Origin of the sequence: Nonomuraea sp. NPDC050153, from assembly GCF_044460125.1 — a bacterium.
GTDB lineage: Bacteria > Actinomycetota > Actinomycetes > Streptosporangiales > Streptosporangiaceae > Nonomuraea.
The window spans coordinates 23,892-38,372 of sequence record NZ_JBITJQ010000037.1; the positions used below are offsets into that span (position 1 = coordinate 23,892).

General features: G+C 71.3%; 11 protein-coding genes. 4 read left to right on the plus strand and 7 right to left on the minus strand.

Annotated features, from left to right (window positions below):
- Positions 1 to 256: 256 nt before the first annotated feature.
- The 4 genes from ACIBQ1_RS51040 to ACIBQ1_RS51055 all read right to left on the minus strand — a co-directional run bounded on the left by ACIBQ1_RS51040 (position 257) and on the right by ACIBQ1_RS51055 (position 8,300).
- Positions 257 to 2,914, minus strand: coding sequence for a LamG domain-containing protein (locus tag ACIBQ1_RS51040; RefSeq protein ID WP_397289385.1), 2,658 nt, complete (start codon positions 2,912 to 2,914; stop codon positions 257 to 259).
- Entirely contained in the window at positions 2,911 to 3,075 is a 165-nt protein-coding gene (locus ACIBQ1_RS51045; protein ID WP_397289387.1) for a hypothetical protein, read from the minus strand. Before ACIBQ1_RS51045 ends, ACIBQ1_RS51040 begins: the two co-directional genes overlap by 4 nt.
- Positions 3,075 to 6,572 carry a hypothetical protein gene (locus ACIBQ1_RS51050; protein ID WP_397289389.1) on the minus strand — a complete coding sequence of 1,166 codons (3,498 nt, stop codon included), beginning with the start codon at positions 6,570 to 6,572 and terminating at the stop codon, positions 3,075 to 3,077. Before ACIBQ1_RS51050 ends, ACIBQ1_RS51045 begins: the two co-directional genes overlap by 1 nt.
- A gap of 516 nt (positions 6,573 to 7,088) precedes the next feature.
- Positions 7,089 to 8,300, minus strand: coding sequence for an MFS transporter (locus ACIBQ1_RS51055; protein ID WP_397289390.1), 1,212 nt, complete (start codon positions 8,298 to 8,300; stop codon positions 7,089 to 7,091).
- 59 nt (positions 8,301 to 8,359) lie between these two features.
- Here ACIBQ1_RS51055 and ACIBQ1_RS51060 point away from each other — a divergent pair, with 59 nt between their 5' ends.
- A complete protein-coding gene (locus ACIBQ1_RS51060) occupies positions 8,360 to 9,358 on the plus strand; it encodes a DUF5937 family protein (RefSeq protein WP_397289392.1) in 999 nt (332 codons plus the stop codon).
- Between the two features lie 32 nt (positions 9,359 to 9,390).
- On the opposite strand, the gene ACIBQ1_RS51065 is transcribed toward ACIBQ1_RS51060, so the two are convergent.
- Entirely contained in the window at positions 9,391 to 10,728 is a 1,338-nt protein-coding gene (locus tag ACIBQ1_RS51065; RefSeq protein ID WP_397289574.1) for an MFS transporter, read from the minus strand.
- Between the two features lie 67 nt (positions 10,729 to 10,795).
- Here ACIBQ1_RS51065 and ACIBQ1_RS51070 point away from each other — a divergent pair, with 67 nt between their 5' ends.
- Positions 10,796 to 11,302 carry an AraC family ligand binding domain-containing protein gene (locus tag ACIBQ1_RS51070; protein ID WP_397289393.1) on the plus strand — a complete coding sequence of 169 codons (507 nt, stop codon included), beginning with the start codon at positions 10,796 to 10,798 and terminating at the stop codon, positions 11,300 to 11,302.
- 167 nt (positions 11,303 to 11,469) lie between these two features.
- Here ACIBQ1_RS51070 and ACIBQ1_RS51075 read toward each other — a convergent pair whose 3' ends face one another.
- Entirely contained in the window at positions 11,470 to 11,664 is a 195-nt protein-coding gene (locus ACIBQ1_RS51075) for a hypothetical protein (protein ID WP_397289395.1), read from the minus strand.
- Between the two features lie 194 nt (positions 11,665 to 11,858).
- Complete coding sequence (locus ACIBQ1_RS51080) at positions 11,859 to 12,635, minus strand: SDR family oxidoreductase (RefSeq protein WP_397289397.1); 777 nt, start codon at positions 12,633 to 12,635, stop codon at positions 11,859 to 11,861.
- A 197-nt stretch (positions 12,636 to 12,832) separates the two neighbouring features.
- On the opposite strand from ACIBQ1_RS51080, the gene ACIBQ1_RS51085 reads away from it, so the two are divergent.
- Both ACIBQ1_RS51085 and ACIBQ1_RS51090 read left to right on the plus strand, forming a co-directional pair.
- On the plus strand, positions 12,833 to 13,723 hold the full coding sequence (locus ACIBQ1_RS51085) for a helix-turn-helix domain-containing protein (protein WP_397289399.1): 891 nt from the start codon (positions 12,833 to 12,835) through the stop codon (positions 13,721 to 13,723).
- A gap of 89 nt (positions 13,724 to 13,812) precedes the next feature.
- On the plus strand, positions 13,813 to 14,430 hold the full coding sequence (locus ACIBQ1_RS51090) for a hypothetical protein (protein ID WP_397289401.1): 618 nt from the start codon (positions 13,813 to 13,815) through the stop codon (positions 14,428 to 14,430).
- The last annotated feature ends 51 nt before the right edge of the window (positions 14,431 to 14,481 follow it).

Genomic DNA, 14,481 nt, shown 5'->3' on the forward strand with positions numbered 1-14,481 from the left:
TTTGCTCGATTCCCGCTCAGCCGACCGTGCCGGAGGCCAGCGCTTTGAGGACCCGCAGGATGGTGCATATGTCTAAATTCCATGGCATTGGCTTCTCGATTCTGTATCCGTTGTGACGGCCCGCCCCTTGTCGGGCGGGGCACGTCGTCGATCGCTCTGCGGTGTCTTGACCTGTGACGCCTGTGATCAGCGTCTTGAGAGCGTCGGGTGCACCGGCGCAGACCGTTGCGCCGCTGGGCCCGTAGATGCGGACGGGTCAGTCGCTCGCGCGGAACGGAGACCGGATCCGCCAATGCCCCACGTTGTCCTTGGGAATTAGGGGGTAGTTGGTGGGCGGACTGGTCCTCGTGTTCATCATTCGCCGTGTCGAGTCAACTCGACTTGCGTCGACGTAGGCGTTCTCCGAATACACCGTGTTCTGCAGGTCGAACTGAAGTTTTCCGTCGGCCAGGGCCTTCAGAATGCGTAGCTCGGCGGCTCCGACGGTGACGTCACCGATGGTGAGCGTGCCCTGACCGATCGCGGCTCCGTCCAGTACGGCCTTCTGCGCGTGGATGTTCCGCAGCGCATCGACCTCCAGATCGCCGTCTTTGAAATAGATTCCTTCGGCCCGGGCTTCGATCCGGTGAGAGAACTTGTTCGCGTGCGCGAATCGGATATTGGGAAAAACCGCTTCGGGGGTGGTCGTGTCTCCCTGGTACAGCTCCAGGAACAACTTCGTGCCGCTCCCGGCAGGCGCGTCGCGGCGCAACTGCAGATGACTTTGGTCCGAGCTGACCGTCAGCCTCGCTCCTGGCGCGGTGGTGCCGATGCCGACATTGTTCCCGCCGGGGTTGATGGCGAGGGGTTTGGCGAAGTGGGACTGGATCCAGCTGTAGTCCTGGTGGTGGCCGAGACGCAGGTTGGAGGCGGTGGTGGGGCCGAGGACGAGGGTTTTCCCGTTGATGTCGGTGTTGGCGCCGATGATGTGCAGCTTGGCATCCGGCGCGGTGGTGCCGATGCCGACATTGTTTCCGCCGGGGTTGATGGCGAGGGGTTTGGCGAAGTGGGACTGGATCCAGCTGTAGTCCTGGTGGTGGCCGAGGCGCAGGTTGGAGGCGGTGGTGGGGCCGAGGACGAGGGTTTTCCCGTTGATGTCGGTGTTGGCGCCGATGATGTGCAGCTTGGCATCCGGCGCGGCGGTCCCGATGCCGACGTTGCCGCCCTTGAACAGCAGCGGCGTCCGCTCCACCATGACGGAGACGAATCCGTCCTGGTAGCCGGGGATGTTGCGGTAGGCGACCACGACCGGCGCGTGGCCCGGTGACGCCAGCGCGTAGATGTCGTCCAGCTCTACGTTCAGTGGTTTGCCGCTGGTCAACGCGGTGTCGCCACGCGGGGTGAGCGTCCACTGCGCCCGCTGCCCCAGGTGCTCCTCCCGGATGTCCCAATCGACGTCCGGCAGAAGGGTGTTGACGGTGACGTCGGACGCCTTGCCTCCCCGGGTCAGAGCCCATTCGCGGCTCTCGTTCTCCAACTGCGTGTCGAAGGAGATCACGAAGGCGGAGGCGGCGTCCGCGGCGGACGCGGAGCCCGCGAGCCGGATCGTGTCGTCCCTGGACACGTTGGCGATGCGCAGGAGCAGCGTGCTCGCGCTGCTGCCGTCGCTCAGCACCCGGTCGCCGCCGACGAATCCGACGTCCAGCGGGATGTCGGGCCGGCCCCGGTGGTTGACGATGTCGAGGAACTGCAGGCGGCTGCCGGTCAGCTCGTCCGGTTCGCCGGTGTAGCCGAGTCGCTGGTGGTCCAGTTCGACCCGGGTGCCGCGGGTGCCGCCGGCCCCGTCGGCGTTCAGGCCTGTCAGGTCCAGGTCGATCCAGGCGCCGGGCTCGATCGCGGTGCGTTCGTCGGCGCGCAGGTAGAGGGTGGTGCCGTCGGCGGTGGCCTGCATGGACCAGCCCGGCGTGGCGAGGTGCGGAGTAGCGGAGGCGGCGAGGACGTCGGCCCGGAACCGCAGGGCCACATGGTGGTCGCTCACTGAGGCTTCGGGCGCTGGTACGTTCCCGCCGGTTGCGGGGACGCGGAATTCGAGCTGCTGCCGGGAGGAGTTGGTCAGCCGCAGGGTCATCGCCTGCCCGGCCAGGCTGTCGTCGATGTAGAGCACGCGCTGGTGGGCGGCGTTGAACAGCTCGAAGTCGAGCGGGTGAGTGCGGACGAAGGCCGCCAGAGCCGACTCGTCGGCGGCCATGTCGCGCTGGATCTCCTGCGCGCTCAGCGCCCCGCCGTACATCCTGAGGTGCGCCAGCGCGCCGGTCAGATAGTACGTCGGGGCGTCGGGAGACCGGCCCGCGATCAGCGCCGCTCCGGTCAGCAGATCACCGGGCACCGGGCCTTGCGCGATCTGGACGCCGTCGAGGTACGTTCTGGCGGTCGTCCCGTCACTGGTGACCGCGACGTGATGCCAGACGTCCCACTCCAGCGAACCGGTCGGGCTGGCGTAGCCGGCCTGCGTGTTGCCCGGCTTGGGCAGGGTGTGGACGATCGCGCCCTGCGGGGTCACCGCCACCCGATAGCCGCCCGCCTTACCCGCGATGGAGCCCACGGTGGCCATCGCCGCGGCGAGTTTCCGCTGGTACTCGGCGACCTGTTCGGCGCTCGCCCCTGGCGGGGGCGGGTCCACGACCGGGGGAACGGGCCGCGACGCCTTGACCCACGTCTGGACGGTGTAGGTGCGCGAGCGCAGGTCGGTGGAGTCCGGCGCGGACAGCGCGTCGCCGTTGCCGTCGAAGGCCAGGCAACTGCCCAACTTCCCGTCCGGTCGCGGCTCAGGCGTGCCTTCGACGGTCCCCTCGAGGCCGTTGCCCGAGGAGTCGACGGCGCGGCAGTCGGCGGACAGGTCGTCGAGTTGCCAGTGCAGCAGCAGTTTCGCGCTCATGACGCCATCTCCAGTCGTTCGCTGTCGTGGTCGGCCTGGGTGCTGGCCTGGCGGTGAATGTCGTCGACCAGCTCGTACACCTGCGCGTACGGCAGCCGGCCGAGCGCGTCGAGGATCAGGTTCGCCTGCGGTATCGACAATGTGAGAGTGATCTTCGGCATTACGCGTTCCCTTGTTCGGAGGGGGTGGTTTCGGTAGGCAGGGGGCGCAGGAGCAGCCAGCCTTCTCGTACGGTGAGGTCGGCGGGGAATCGTTCGGCCGGCTGCGGCGGGCTCGGCGTCTCCGCCCATCCGTCCGGCGCGTGTTCCCGCCAGATCCAGGCGAAGCCCGGCTCGGCGGGCCACGGGACGGTGACGCCGTCGGCGTCGGTCAGGACGGGAGCGGCCAGGAAGCCGGTTTCCATGTTCGCGACGGCGTCCTGGTAGTGCTCCACGGCGAGCCGGACCGACTCGGTCGGCAGGATGCCGCTGGTCGCGTGGATCTCGCCGCGCGGGTCGACCAGGAGCGTGAGGCGGCGGAGCGGCAGGTCGAGCGCCACTCTCAACGAAGGTTCGGACTCGCTCTGCACCGGGTGGAAGTCCGGCTCCATCGCCCCCGAGCGGTCTTCCGGCCAGTAGCCGAGCGTCCCGTCACCCAGCCGGCCGTGCTCGCCGATCCGGACCGCATAGCGCACCAGGGGAAAACCGTTGGTCTCCCGGCCGGCGCGCTCCATGTCCTGCCGGAAGACGTTCCAGTCCTGGTGGACGGCGGGCGGTTCCATCGCCTCCAGCCCCACCTCGGCCCGGACCACCGCGATCGGCCGGCCCGTGAACATGACCTTGCCCGCGGGCTGGGCGTGGTCGTCGGGCTCGATGGCCATCAGAGCCTCGTCCATCACCGCCCGGAACCTCTCGACCCCGGCCGGGCCGGAGTCGCGCAACCGCTCGACCACCGCACGCAGGTGAGCGTTATCGATCTCCGTCACGGCTTCGCCGGCGCCGGGCTCCCAGTACGCCCAGCCGTGGGTGATCGGATCCTCCGTGGGGTACAAGGTTCCCAGCAACGACCCTTGCGCGGCGTGGACCAGCAGGCCGCCGCCGAGGTGGTCGGGAACGATCCATCCGCACACGGGTGAGCCTCCGGGTCCGGAGAGCGGCCTGGCGTCGTGGTCGGCGTCCAGCAGTCGCAGCACGATCCGCGCGGGCTGGGCCAGCCGCGGCGGCATGGCCACCCAGTCGGGGTGATCGGCCATTCGGAGCTGGGTGGTGGTACGGAGCCGGCGCACGTCCACGTCGTGGCTGGCGCCGAAGTTGTCCAGAATGCGCAATCGGCGCACCTGAAGGCCACCGGCGCGGATCGGGTTGAAGTCGCTGAGCGGCTGCGGGGCGTGCCGGTTCTCGTCGCCGACGCCGGCCGCCACCCGCGCGGTGAACCGGCGCCAGGGCTCGAACCCGAGCGGGTCGTCGACAGGGATCTGGCGTGCGACCTTGAGCATGATCAACGCGTCGTTGAATCCGCCCAGGCTCTGCGCGAGATTGTCGGCCTCGTGGACGGCCAGATGGCGGTACGCCGCCACCAGCGTCTCCAGCCGCTCCTCGTGGCCGTGCGTGTCGTACCAGGCCAGGACGTCGGTCGGGTCGGCGCGGAAGGCGTCGACCTCGACCGGGGGCAAGTCCGCGTCGGCCCGCGCCTGGTTGTAGTCGGCGAGGACGTTTCCCGCCAGATAGCGCAGGATCCGGGACGACATCACCGGTCGCGCGGACGGCGACAGGATCGTCGTCCCCGAGTAGACGTTGGCGGCCTTGTCCGGAACCTTCCGCCCATCGAGCAGGCGAAGCTCCACGTCCCCGGCGGGCAGCTCGTAATTGTCGGTGACGAAGTCCCGGTCGTAGTCCCGGTCTCCGGTGTCGAGGTTGTTGCCCGCGCTGGTAGGGAAGAACTCCGCCTCCCACTGGAGGAGTACCGGGTGCCAGGGCGGGTGCTGCCAGGTCCTGACCGCGGGGCTCGGCTCGGAAAGCGACAGGACGGGCGCGCTCGCCCGCTCGCGCAGCGCGGTGACGGCGGCGGCGTCGTCCAGGCCGCCGGCCGGTCCTTCGACGGTCCAGCAGGCCAGGAGCCCGTCCGGATCATCCGCGCCGTCCTGGCCGTACCGGTCGGACGGCGTGGCCGCCGACCCGGTCAGCAGGACCACCGGCTCGTTGGGCAGATAGAAGGGGGACGCGGGCACCTGCTGCAGCACATAGGTGGTGCGCGCCAGTGCCTCGATGGTCTGGTTGACGTCGTCAAGGGCCGCCTCGACAGCGGCGCGTGCCGCGGTGAGGCGGTGCGCGAGTGTGTCGCCCGGGTCCTGCACGGGCAGGAGACCCGCCCGCCCGATCAGGTCCTCCACTTCCGCCACGGTCCGCTGCACGAAGAAGGCGACCTGGTCGGGGTCGGGGTAGCTGTCGCGGCTCGTCTCGGGCGGGTAGGCGCAGAGCATGTACTTGTGCCAGTCGGCGAACAGCCGCCGACGCAGGCCGGTGATGGTCCGCCACGCCTGGTCGTAGTCGGCCTGGGCCTGGTTGAGCGCGTCCAGCAGGTCGTCCAGGGCGGCCGGCGGCGTGAGCAGCTCACGGCTCTGCTTCTGCTGCGCGGTGATCGAGGCGGCGGTGCCGTCCTGCCGTCGGATGGTCCACAGCGTGCCGCCGGGAATTGGCGAGAAAGAAGCGGAATGCCGGGATTCTGCGAGCCCGATCGACAGATCCACGGTGGTGCTCTCCAACTCGTCGGCGTAGGTGAGCGCCTCCAGCAGATTCTCCAGTTTGTCGGCGGTTGCACCGGTGATCTGCGATCCCAGGTGCGCGGCCAGGGCTTCGGTGGCGGTGTTCCCGATGCAGACACCGGACTCGGAGTCCGCCACCAGAGGATTGACGGCGGCTGGGGCGGGCGCGAAAACCAGCCGGCCGAAACACGCCATCGACTCGGGCCGCTCCGCGTCCGGCGCGGCCGTCCAGCCCAGACGCTCCGCCACGGCGTCCTGCCAGGAGTCGGTCGGCGGCACCGTCAGCAGCGTCGCCGCCAGTTCGTCCTGCCGCGCGTCGCCGTACCAGCCGACGACGTCATAGCTCAGGCCCTGGATGTCGCCGTGATCCGGGTCGTGGAATCCGAAGACGCTGTGGCAGTTCGGGTAGAACGCGGCGAAGGCCGGCTCGCCGTAGCCGCTCACGGTGAGTTCCGGCAAGCGGTCCCACTGTTCCCGGGCCGGATCCCACTGCGACAGCCGCATCTTGCGGCCCAGGTGACGGTACGGCTTGCCTGCCGGGCCGGCGACCGGGTAGGCCACGCCCGCGAGATTGTCGTCGCTGAGCGCGTCGCTTTCCACCACCCACTCCTCCTCGACGGCTCCGCCGCGGCGGCGGGTCACCAGCCAGCGGTTGGGCACCACGGGGATCCGTGTCTCGTCCTCGCCCTGGACGTGCCGGGTCAGCGCGTCGGGCAGCGCCCAGTGCAGGTGGATCCCGCGTCTCAGCCGGAGGTTCTGGTCCTCGAACGGGGCGGGCAGCAGGACCTCGCCCAGGTACGGCATGCCGGCCCCCACGTCGCGGCCGGTGGCGGCGTCGACGTACGGCAGACGGGTGAAATCCACCGACGGGCCGGCCACGTCCAGGTCGGCGGTGAGCCACAGGGCATCGATACGCATCGGAACAATGAGCACGCTCAACGGAGCATCCCTCTCAGTGGGACCGGTTTCAGTGCGCCGGATTCAGCGGGGCCGGCGAAGTGGCCGGATCACAGGCAGGCAGTCGTTCCGCCCCCGGCCTTTGGTGCTCGCATCGCGTAGCCTGTGCTTCAACTCATGCACTACATGTACGGCTACGACTTAGCGCTACATGTAGAGTGAACCGGGGAATGACGTATGTCAAGGGCTCGCTTCGGTTGAGGGACTTTGGAGGGGCAACAGGTGACATCGCCCCCGGATCAGACCCCACGTCACACGCGTAACAGACGCGGCCAGGGCGAACGGCTACGGCAACGGCCTCGGGGAACAAGGAAACACCGCGGGTGCACGGCTGACTCAGAGACCGGCATCACGCATGGCGTACTCACGCCCGCGGCACCATCTCGACGGTGGAAGCGGGTCAGCCCGGCCCGGGGTGTTAGCCGGCTGCCGGCCCTGTGCAGACGCGCGCCGGCGCGTTCGGCACGTGGGCCGCGGTCAGGGTCGCCGTGTGGGCGACAGCGTTCGCCAGGACATCAGGGCGGCGATGGCCGAGGCCGCGCCGGCCAGTGTGACGACCAGCTCCGGGGCCGCGACTTCGCCCAGCGCGCCTCCGGCCGCGGCGGCCAGGCCCTGCAGCGTCATCGTTCCGGTCAGCAGCAGCCCGAACGCCTGACCGCGCTGCGTCTCGGGCACCGCGTCGAGAAATCTGCGGGCCAGTGCGAGCTGGTAGGCGACGCCGAAACCGGACACCGCCATCAGGATGGCGGCGTATCCCGGTGCGGGGCGCAGCGCGAACCCCAGCAGCGGCAATCCGAGCGCAAGCGCGAGGGGGCCGGCCAGCCGCTCCCGGCCCGCAGGGCGCACCAGGCGGCCGACGATCAGGTTGCCGGCGAACATCCCGGCGGCGACCGCTGCGAACAGCAGACCCGCCGCGTCAGGCGCGCCGGCCTGCGCGGCGTACGGGACCAGCACGCCCTCGGCGCCGACCATCAGCGCCGGTGCCAGCCACTGCGCCAGCAGCAGCGCCCGGACCGCAGGCCGGTGCAATAGCGCCCGGTTCACCTGCCAGGTCTCGCCGATGCCGGCCGAACCGCCGGTGCGGCGGCGTGGGTGGTCGGCCAGGCGCAGTCGCAGCAGGCCCGCCGAGGCCAGGCAGGTCGCGGCGGTGATCCAGAGCGCGCCGGGCGCGCCGACAGCGGCGATCAGCATGCCGCCGGCGGCGAAGCCGAGCACCTGCGTGCCGCCGGCCGCCATGGAGAACACGGCACGGCCGAGCACGTAGCGGTCGCCGTCCAGCAGGTCGGGCAGAAGGGCGGTGCGCGAAGCGGAGGCGACGGCGCTGGGTAGACCCGTGACGAACACCAGCGCCAGCATGGCCGGTACCGGCAGCAGACCGGCGGCGAGCACGGCGCTGACCGCGGCGCGCAGCACCTCGTAGCCGATCATGACGGTGCGCGGGGGCCAGCGGTCGGCGAAAGCCAGCAGCAGCGTGCCGCCCAGGGCATAGGGCAGGAAGCCCGCCGCATACGCCAGCGCCGACATCAGCGGTGACCCGGTTGCCGCGTAGACGGTCACCGACAGTGCGAGCATCCGCACCGTCTCGCCGATCAGGAAGAGCGTGTAGCTGCCGAACAGCACGCGGAACTGGCCCACAGCGAACACCTCGCGGTAGGTGGCCGGGCGTGACGCGACGGACGTGGTGGTCATGGCCGACAGCATCACGGCAGCCCGGCCACGGTGACTATGCTTTCGTGTGGAGGCGAAACATGCTGGCCATCGAGGTGGGACCCGTCGACGTGGCGCGTACCCGCTACGCGATCTCGCCGCTGGGCGAGGCGATGCAGGCGCTGCGCGTCGCAGCCGGCGTGCAGGCCGCCGGCCCGCTCCGGCCGTGGGCCGGGCGCATCGCCCCCCGGTACGAGCAGCTGCGCCGGCAGGTGCCCGCAGTCGGGGCGCTGACGGCGCTGTTCCGCCGCCACGGCTACAACGCCGACTTCATCCATCCGCCGCCGTCGGGCCCCGGTGGCGACTTCGCCGCCGAGCTGGCCGCCGTGCGCGCCACGCCGCTGCGCCGCGCACGCCTGGAACTGGCCCGCAACCTGGCGGGACTGCGGACGCCGCCACGCTACGTGCAGCGCATCCTCGACGCGCCGGACGTGGTCACCCGGCTCGCCGATGCGCTCGAGGCGAGCTGGCAGGCGCTGGTCGAGCCGGACTGGCCGCGGCTGCGGGCGGTGCTGGAGCGTGACCTGGTCCGCCGCGCCGGGCACCTGGCGATGTACGGCTGGGCGGCAGCGCTGTCCGATCTCGACCCGCGGGTGAGCTGGCGCTCCGAGGGGCAGGCCGGGACCATCGAGGTGCGTACGGGCTCGCGTACCGAGTGGGACCGGCACCGCCTGGCCGGCAAGGGCCTGCTGCTGATGCCGACGGTGTTCGGCACGCTGATCAGCTACGTCGAGCCGCCATGGCCCTACGCCCTGGTCTATCCCGCCCGGGGCATCGCGGACCTGCTCGGCCCTGTGGCGCGGGCACCGGGCGGTGAGGCCCTGAGCCGGCTGGTCGGCCCGCGCCGCGCGGACGTGCTGCGCGCGCTGGACGTGCCCGCTACGACGACGCAGCTGGTCGCCCAGCTCGGCCTGAGCCTGGGCACCGTCGGCAGCCATCTGGCGGTGCTGCGCGATGCCGGCCTGGTCACCCGCACCCGCGCCGGCCGGTCCGTCCGCTACGAGCACACGCCGCTGGGCGCGGCCCTGGCGGACAGCTGAACGCCACCGGGCGGCCCGCCTGCCCGCCCGGCTCACCGGGGAGTGGCTGCCGTCTCGACGTCCAGCGGGGCGCCGGTCCGCGACGGCAACAGCACGACGATGAGTACGGCGCCGAGCGCCACGCAGACCGCGCCCGCCGTGAGCCCGCCCGAGTAGCCCATGATGGCCAGCGCGGCCACCCCGATGGCCCCGCCGACCTGCTGGACAGAGGTGAACAGGGCCGAGCCGAGACCGGCGTCCTCCTCGGTGGTGCCGTCGACCGCGGCCACGGCCATGACGGGCAGGCTCAGCCCGTTGCCCACGCTCAGAATGAGCATGCCGGGCAGGACGTGGGCGGCGTAGGAGTCGCCCGCCGCCACGCCGGACAGCAGCAGCAGGCCGGCGATGTTGACCAGGAACGCCGGCAGGAGCGCCCAGCGCGTCCCGACCTTGATCGACACCCGGGAGGACAACCACATGCCCGCCAGGATGCCGGCGCCGTAGGGCAGGTACGCGATGCCGGCCAGGAGCGGGCTGTAGCCCAGAACGGTCTGCACCTGGATCATCAGCAGGAACGACATCGCGTACATCGCCATCGAGAACAGCAGGGTCGCGCTGTTGGCCACCGCCCGCGTCCGCGAGGCCAGGAACGACCCGGGCACCAGCGGCGCCGCCGCCCGCGACTCGACCACCAGAAACGCCACCGCCAAGGCGACCGAGAGCACGACGGCGCCGACGACGATCGGATCGCTCCAGCCGGTCTCCCCGGCCCGCAGCAGCCCGTACACCAGCGACACCGCAGCGCCGGTGACCAGGACCGCGCCGGGAACGTCGAGGCGGCGCCGACCGGGCGCGCGGGACTCGGGGACCAGGCGGGGGAGCAGGGCCAGAGCCACGGCGACGACGGGCAGGTTGATCAGGAAGATCCCGCGCCAGGACACCAGATCGGTCAGCGCCCCGGACACCACCAGGCCCGAGGTCCCGCCCAGAGCCGCGATGCCGCCCCAGATACCCAGCGCCTTGGCCCGCTCCTCCGGACCCGGATACAGCAACGTGATCATCGACATCGCCGCCGGGCCGGCCATCGCGGAACCCGCGCCTTGCACGAACCGCCCGATCACCAGCTGCCACGGCTCCTGCGCGAGCCCGCAGGCCAGGCTGGCCACCCCGAACAGCGCCACCCCGACGAGGAAGACGCGACGGCGGCCCAGCAGATCCGCCATCCGGCCGCACAGCAGCAACAGCCCGCCGAAGGCCAGGAAGTAGGCGTTGACGACCCAGGGCAACCCGGACGCACTGAAGCCCAGCTCATCGCGGATGCTGGGCAGGGCCACGTTCACGACGGTGTCGTCGAGCACGAGCATGAACTGGACCAGACACAACACAATCATCGGCACCCGACGACGCTATGATCCACCCCATTTGGCCACAATCCGCGATGGGGCCAAACTATGTCGCATGGAGGTCATGGGCGCGATCATCGTCGGCCATTTCCCGCTGGTCTCCGGGGACTGGATCCCCCCGCACAGCCACACCCACCACCAGCTCGCCTGGACCCGCCGCGGCGTCCTGAGCGTCAACGTGGGCGAGGTGTCCTGGGTCCTGCCGCCCGCCAGGGCGCTGTGGCTGCCCGCGGGTGTCACCCACGCGACCGGCGCGACCCGCGACGCGGTGCTGTGCAGCCCGTACCTGGCGCCGGAGCGCTGCCCGCTGGACTGGCCCGAGCCCACGGCGGTCGGCGTCGACGGCCTGCTGGCCGAGCTGATCGGGTACCTGGCCCGCACCGACCTCACCGACGGCGCGCGGCTGCGTGCCGAGGCGGTGGCGTACGACCTGCTGCGCCCGCTGCCCACCCGGCCCATCGACGTGCCGCAGCCCACCGACGAGCGCGTCCGGGTGGTGGCGTCCGCCCTGCTGGCGGTCGACGATTTCGAGGCCCTCCGGGCGGCCATGACGCCGTTTTGACCGGTTGCGGCGGCCCGTCCACCAGGCGAGCCGCCGCCCACAGCCCGGCACCCCCACGCCCGGCGGAGGCGGCGCCAGTAGCGAGGACGCCACCGCCTTCTCCCGGGCCGGGGCCGCCTGGAACCCGCACAACCTCCTCCGCTTCAACAAGAACATCACGCCCGCCCTCAGCCGACGGACACCACGACCATCCCGGCACCTTCCGCGAACTCGCCGAGCTGGAAGCTGCCGTGCCCGATCCGGGCCACCCGGTCACGGTCGCCGAGGAGTCCGGCAACCGCCGGCCGCTGCACCTGATGCCGCTGCACCTGTACGGGACGTTCCTGCGCATGCTGGATGCGGAGATCGCCGCGGCCCGACACCCGCCATCCGCGAGCGGCGCCGCCCGCTCGGCGAGCGCTTCGGGGCCCGGTACGGCCAGGCCGAGGCGGACCCTCCCGGCCCGTCGATCGAGCTGCGCAGGCTGGTCGCCGTCCTGACCGCGGCGATCCACCCGGCCGCAGGATGACAGGTCTGCCGCAGCCTGAGCCGGGTGGCGAGCGGTGGCAGCGCCCGGTCAGCCGGCCTGGCCGGTCGGCATGATGGTGACCTGCTGAAGGTTCGCCCGCGGCGGGAGGCTCGCGAGGAACCCGACCGTCTGAGCGATGTCCTGCGGCGTGAGCCACTCCAGCGTCTGCTTGGAGCCCTCCAGCCACTCCAGCGCCCCCTTGTCGGTGACGTGGTTCTGCAGCTCGGTTCCGACGATGCCCGGCTCGATGGCAGAGACCCGCACCTTCTTCGGGCCCAGCTCGACCCGCAGGTGGCGGGAGAGATGGGTGACGTACGCCTTGGTCGCGGAGTAGACGGCGAAGTTCGGGAAGATGTTCTGCGCCGCGATCGACGAGGTGTTGATCAAATCGGCCACCCCGCGCTCGGCGGCGGCCCGCACCAGCTGAGGGGTGAAGGCGGCGATGGCGTTCATCAGCCCGGTGATGTTGAGGTCGATCTGGCGCTGCCACTGGTCGGTGGCCAGCTCCTCGATCGGGGCGGGAAGCATGACGCCCGCGTTGTTGAAGAGCAGGTCCGCGTCGCCCAGCTCGGCCGCCACGCGGTCGGCGGCCGACCGCAGCGCCGCGGCGTCGGTGACGTCGACGGCCAGGGCCAGCGCCTGGCCCCCGGCCTTGTCGATCCGGGCGACCAGGTCGTCCAGCCGCTCGGCGCGCCGTGCCAGGACGGCGACGCGGGCGCCCAGCTCGGCCAGGTGCTCGGCGGAGGCCTCGCCGATGCCGCTGGAGGCGCCGGTGATGACCGCGACGCGGCCGGTGAGAGGACGGGCAGAAGTCTGCGTGGTCATGGTGAACACCTTTCAGGGTGGGTGGAGTGACAGGTGGCCGCGGCCGATCGCCGCCGGCTCCGAGACCAGGACACCACCCGCCCGGCCCGTCAAGGGCCGCCAAAATGCGCCCTGACCAGGCAGGTCTTGGCGAAGCTGGTACTGACAGGGCTACCCGTGCGGGAGCGGGGCATGCCCGGCTTGGCCACACTGGAGACATGGACCGAAGCAGCGAGATCGCCGACTTCCTGCGCTCACGGCGGGCCGGGATCAGCCCGGAGGGGGCCGGGCTGCCCGCCGACGGGCGCATCCGCCGGGTGCCCGGGTTGCGGCGCGACGAGGTGGCCCGCCTGGCCGGGGTCAGCACCGAGTACTACACCCGTCTTGAGCAGGGCCGCGGCGGCTCCCCGTCACCCGAGGTCATCGAGGCGCTGGCCCGGGCCCTGCAGCTCAACCCCTCCGAGCGCGAGCATCTCACCAACCTGCTGACCCGCCCCGCCACCCCGCGCCGAGCCCCGGCCGGCCCGCAGCGGGTCAGGCCCGGCCTGCACCTGATGCTGCACACCCTCGACCACGTGCCCGCCTTCATCCTGGGCCGCCGCACCGACGTCCTGGCCGCCAACCGCCTGGCCCACGAGGTGCTGACCGACTTCGACGCCCTGCCCGCGCCCCGGCGGAACCTGGCCCTCTACTACCTGCTGGATCCCCAGGCCCGCGAGAAGGTCGGGGACTGGGAGCGGGTCGCCGCCGAGACCGTCGCCGTGCTCCGCCTGGAGGCCGGCCGCCACCCCCACGACCGCCGGCTCGCCGATCTCGTCGGCGAGCTCACCCTGAAGTCACCCGAGTTCTCCACCTGGTGGAACGACCACCGCGTGCTGCGCCGCACCCACGGCGCCAAGTCGTACCACCACCCCCTCGTCGGGGACCTCCACTTCGCCTACGAGTCCTTCCAGGCGCCCGGTGACGCCGACCAGACCCTGTGCGTCTACAACGTCGAACCGGGCTCCACAACCGAGCAGGCCCTCCAGCTCCTCACCAGCTGGACGGCGCCCCAGCGGCAGGCACGCCTCCCGTCCGAGCCCCGCACTCCGCCCGCGGGAGCGTTGTAACCAGGGTGCCGCCACCCCAAATCCGCAGCAAGGTTCACGATTATCGGCAAGAATCGCCAAAGTGGATCTCCATTCGCAGAGGGGGCGAAGTGGTTGAAGCTGTGGGGGAGACCGCGGGCGCGGCCGGACGCGGCGGAAGGTTCGCGCGTGCGGTGACCGAGGTGTTCGCCCCGCAGTACGTGGGGATCGCCATGCCGCCGGTGGCCGGGCTGCTCGCCGAGGGCTGGGCGGGCCTGGCGTGGGGGGTGCTCGCCGCGGCGGTGTGCGCGGGCGTGCCAGCGACCGTGATCGCGGTGGGTGTGCGGCGAGGCCGGCTCGACTCGATTCACCTGGTCGAGCGGAAGTCGAGGAAGGGGCCGATGCTGATCGGGCTCGCCACGGTGGTGGTGGGCTTGATCGCGCTGGCGCTGCTGGACGCGCCCCGTGCGGTGGTGGCGTCGGTGGCCGTGATGCTGGCCTGGGTGCTGGTGATGGGACCGGTCACCCTGCTGTGGAAGATCAGCTTCCACACCGGGGTGTCGGCCGGCACCACCGTCGTGCTCGCGCACGTACTTCCTGCGGTGCCGGTCCTGGTGGTGGGCGCGGTGGTGGTGGCGGTGATCGGGTGGGCCCGGGTCCAGGTGTCGCACCACACGATCGCCCAGGCGCTCGCGGGCGCCGTGGCGGGGACGGCAGCGGCCTGGGGGACGCTCGCGCTGCTGCTCTGAGGCGCTTGCCGGGCCTCGGCCGTACCGTAGCGGAGGTCGGGGGTCCGTTCG

Bases quoted from the DNA above. Each gene is read 5' to 3' on its own strand.
- ACIBQ1_RS51040 (WP_397289385.1), bottom strand. From the start codon at position 2,914: ATGAGCGCGAAACTGCTGCTGCACTGGCAACTCGACGACCTGTCCGCC.
- ACIBQ1_RS51045 (WP_397289387.1), bottom strand. From the start codon at position 3,075: ATGCCGAAGATCACTCTCACATTGTCGATACCGCAGGCGAACCTGATC.
- ACIBQ1_RS51050 (WP_397289389.1), bottom strand. From the start codon at position 6,572: ATGCGTATCGATGCCCTGTGGCTCACCGCCGACCTGGACGTGGCCGGC.
- ACIBQ1_RS51055 (WP_397289390.1), bottom strand. From the start codon at position 8,300: ATGACCACCACGTCCGTCGCGTCACGCCCGGCCACCTACCGCGAGGTG.
- ACIBQ1_RS51060 (WP_397289392.1), top strand. From the start codon at position 8,360: ATGCTGGCCATCGAGGTGGGACCCGTCGACGTGGCGCGTACCCGCTAC.
- ACIBQ1_RS51065 (WP_397289574.1), bottom strand. From the start codon at position 10,728: ATGATTGTGTTGTGTCTGGTCCAGTTCATGCTCGTGCTCGACGACACC.
- ACIBQ1_RS51070 (WP_397289393.1), top strand. From the start codon at position 10,796: ATGGAGGTCATGGGCGCGATCATCGTCGGCCATTTCCCGCTGGTCTCC.
- ACIBQ1_RS51080 (WP_397289397.1), bottom strand. From the start codon at position 12,635: ATGACCACGCAGACTTCTGCCCGTCCTCTCACCGGCCGCGTCGCGGTC.
- ACIBQ1_RS51085 (WP_397289399.1), top strand. From the start codon at position 12,833: ATGGACCGAAGCAGCGAGATCGCCGACTTCCTGCGCTCACGGCGGGCC.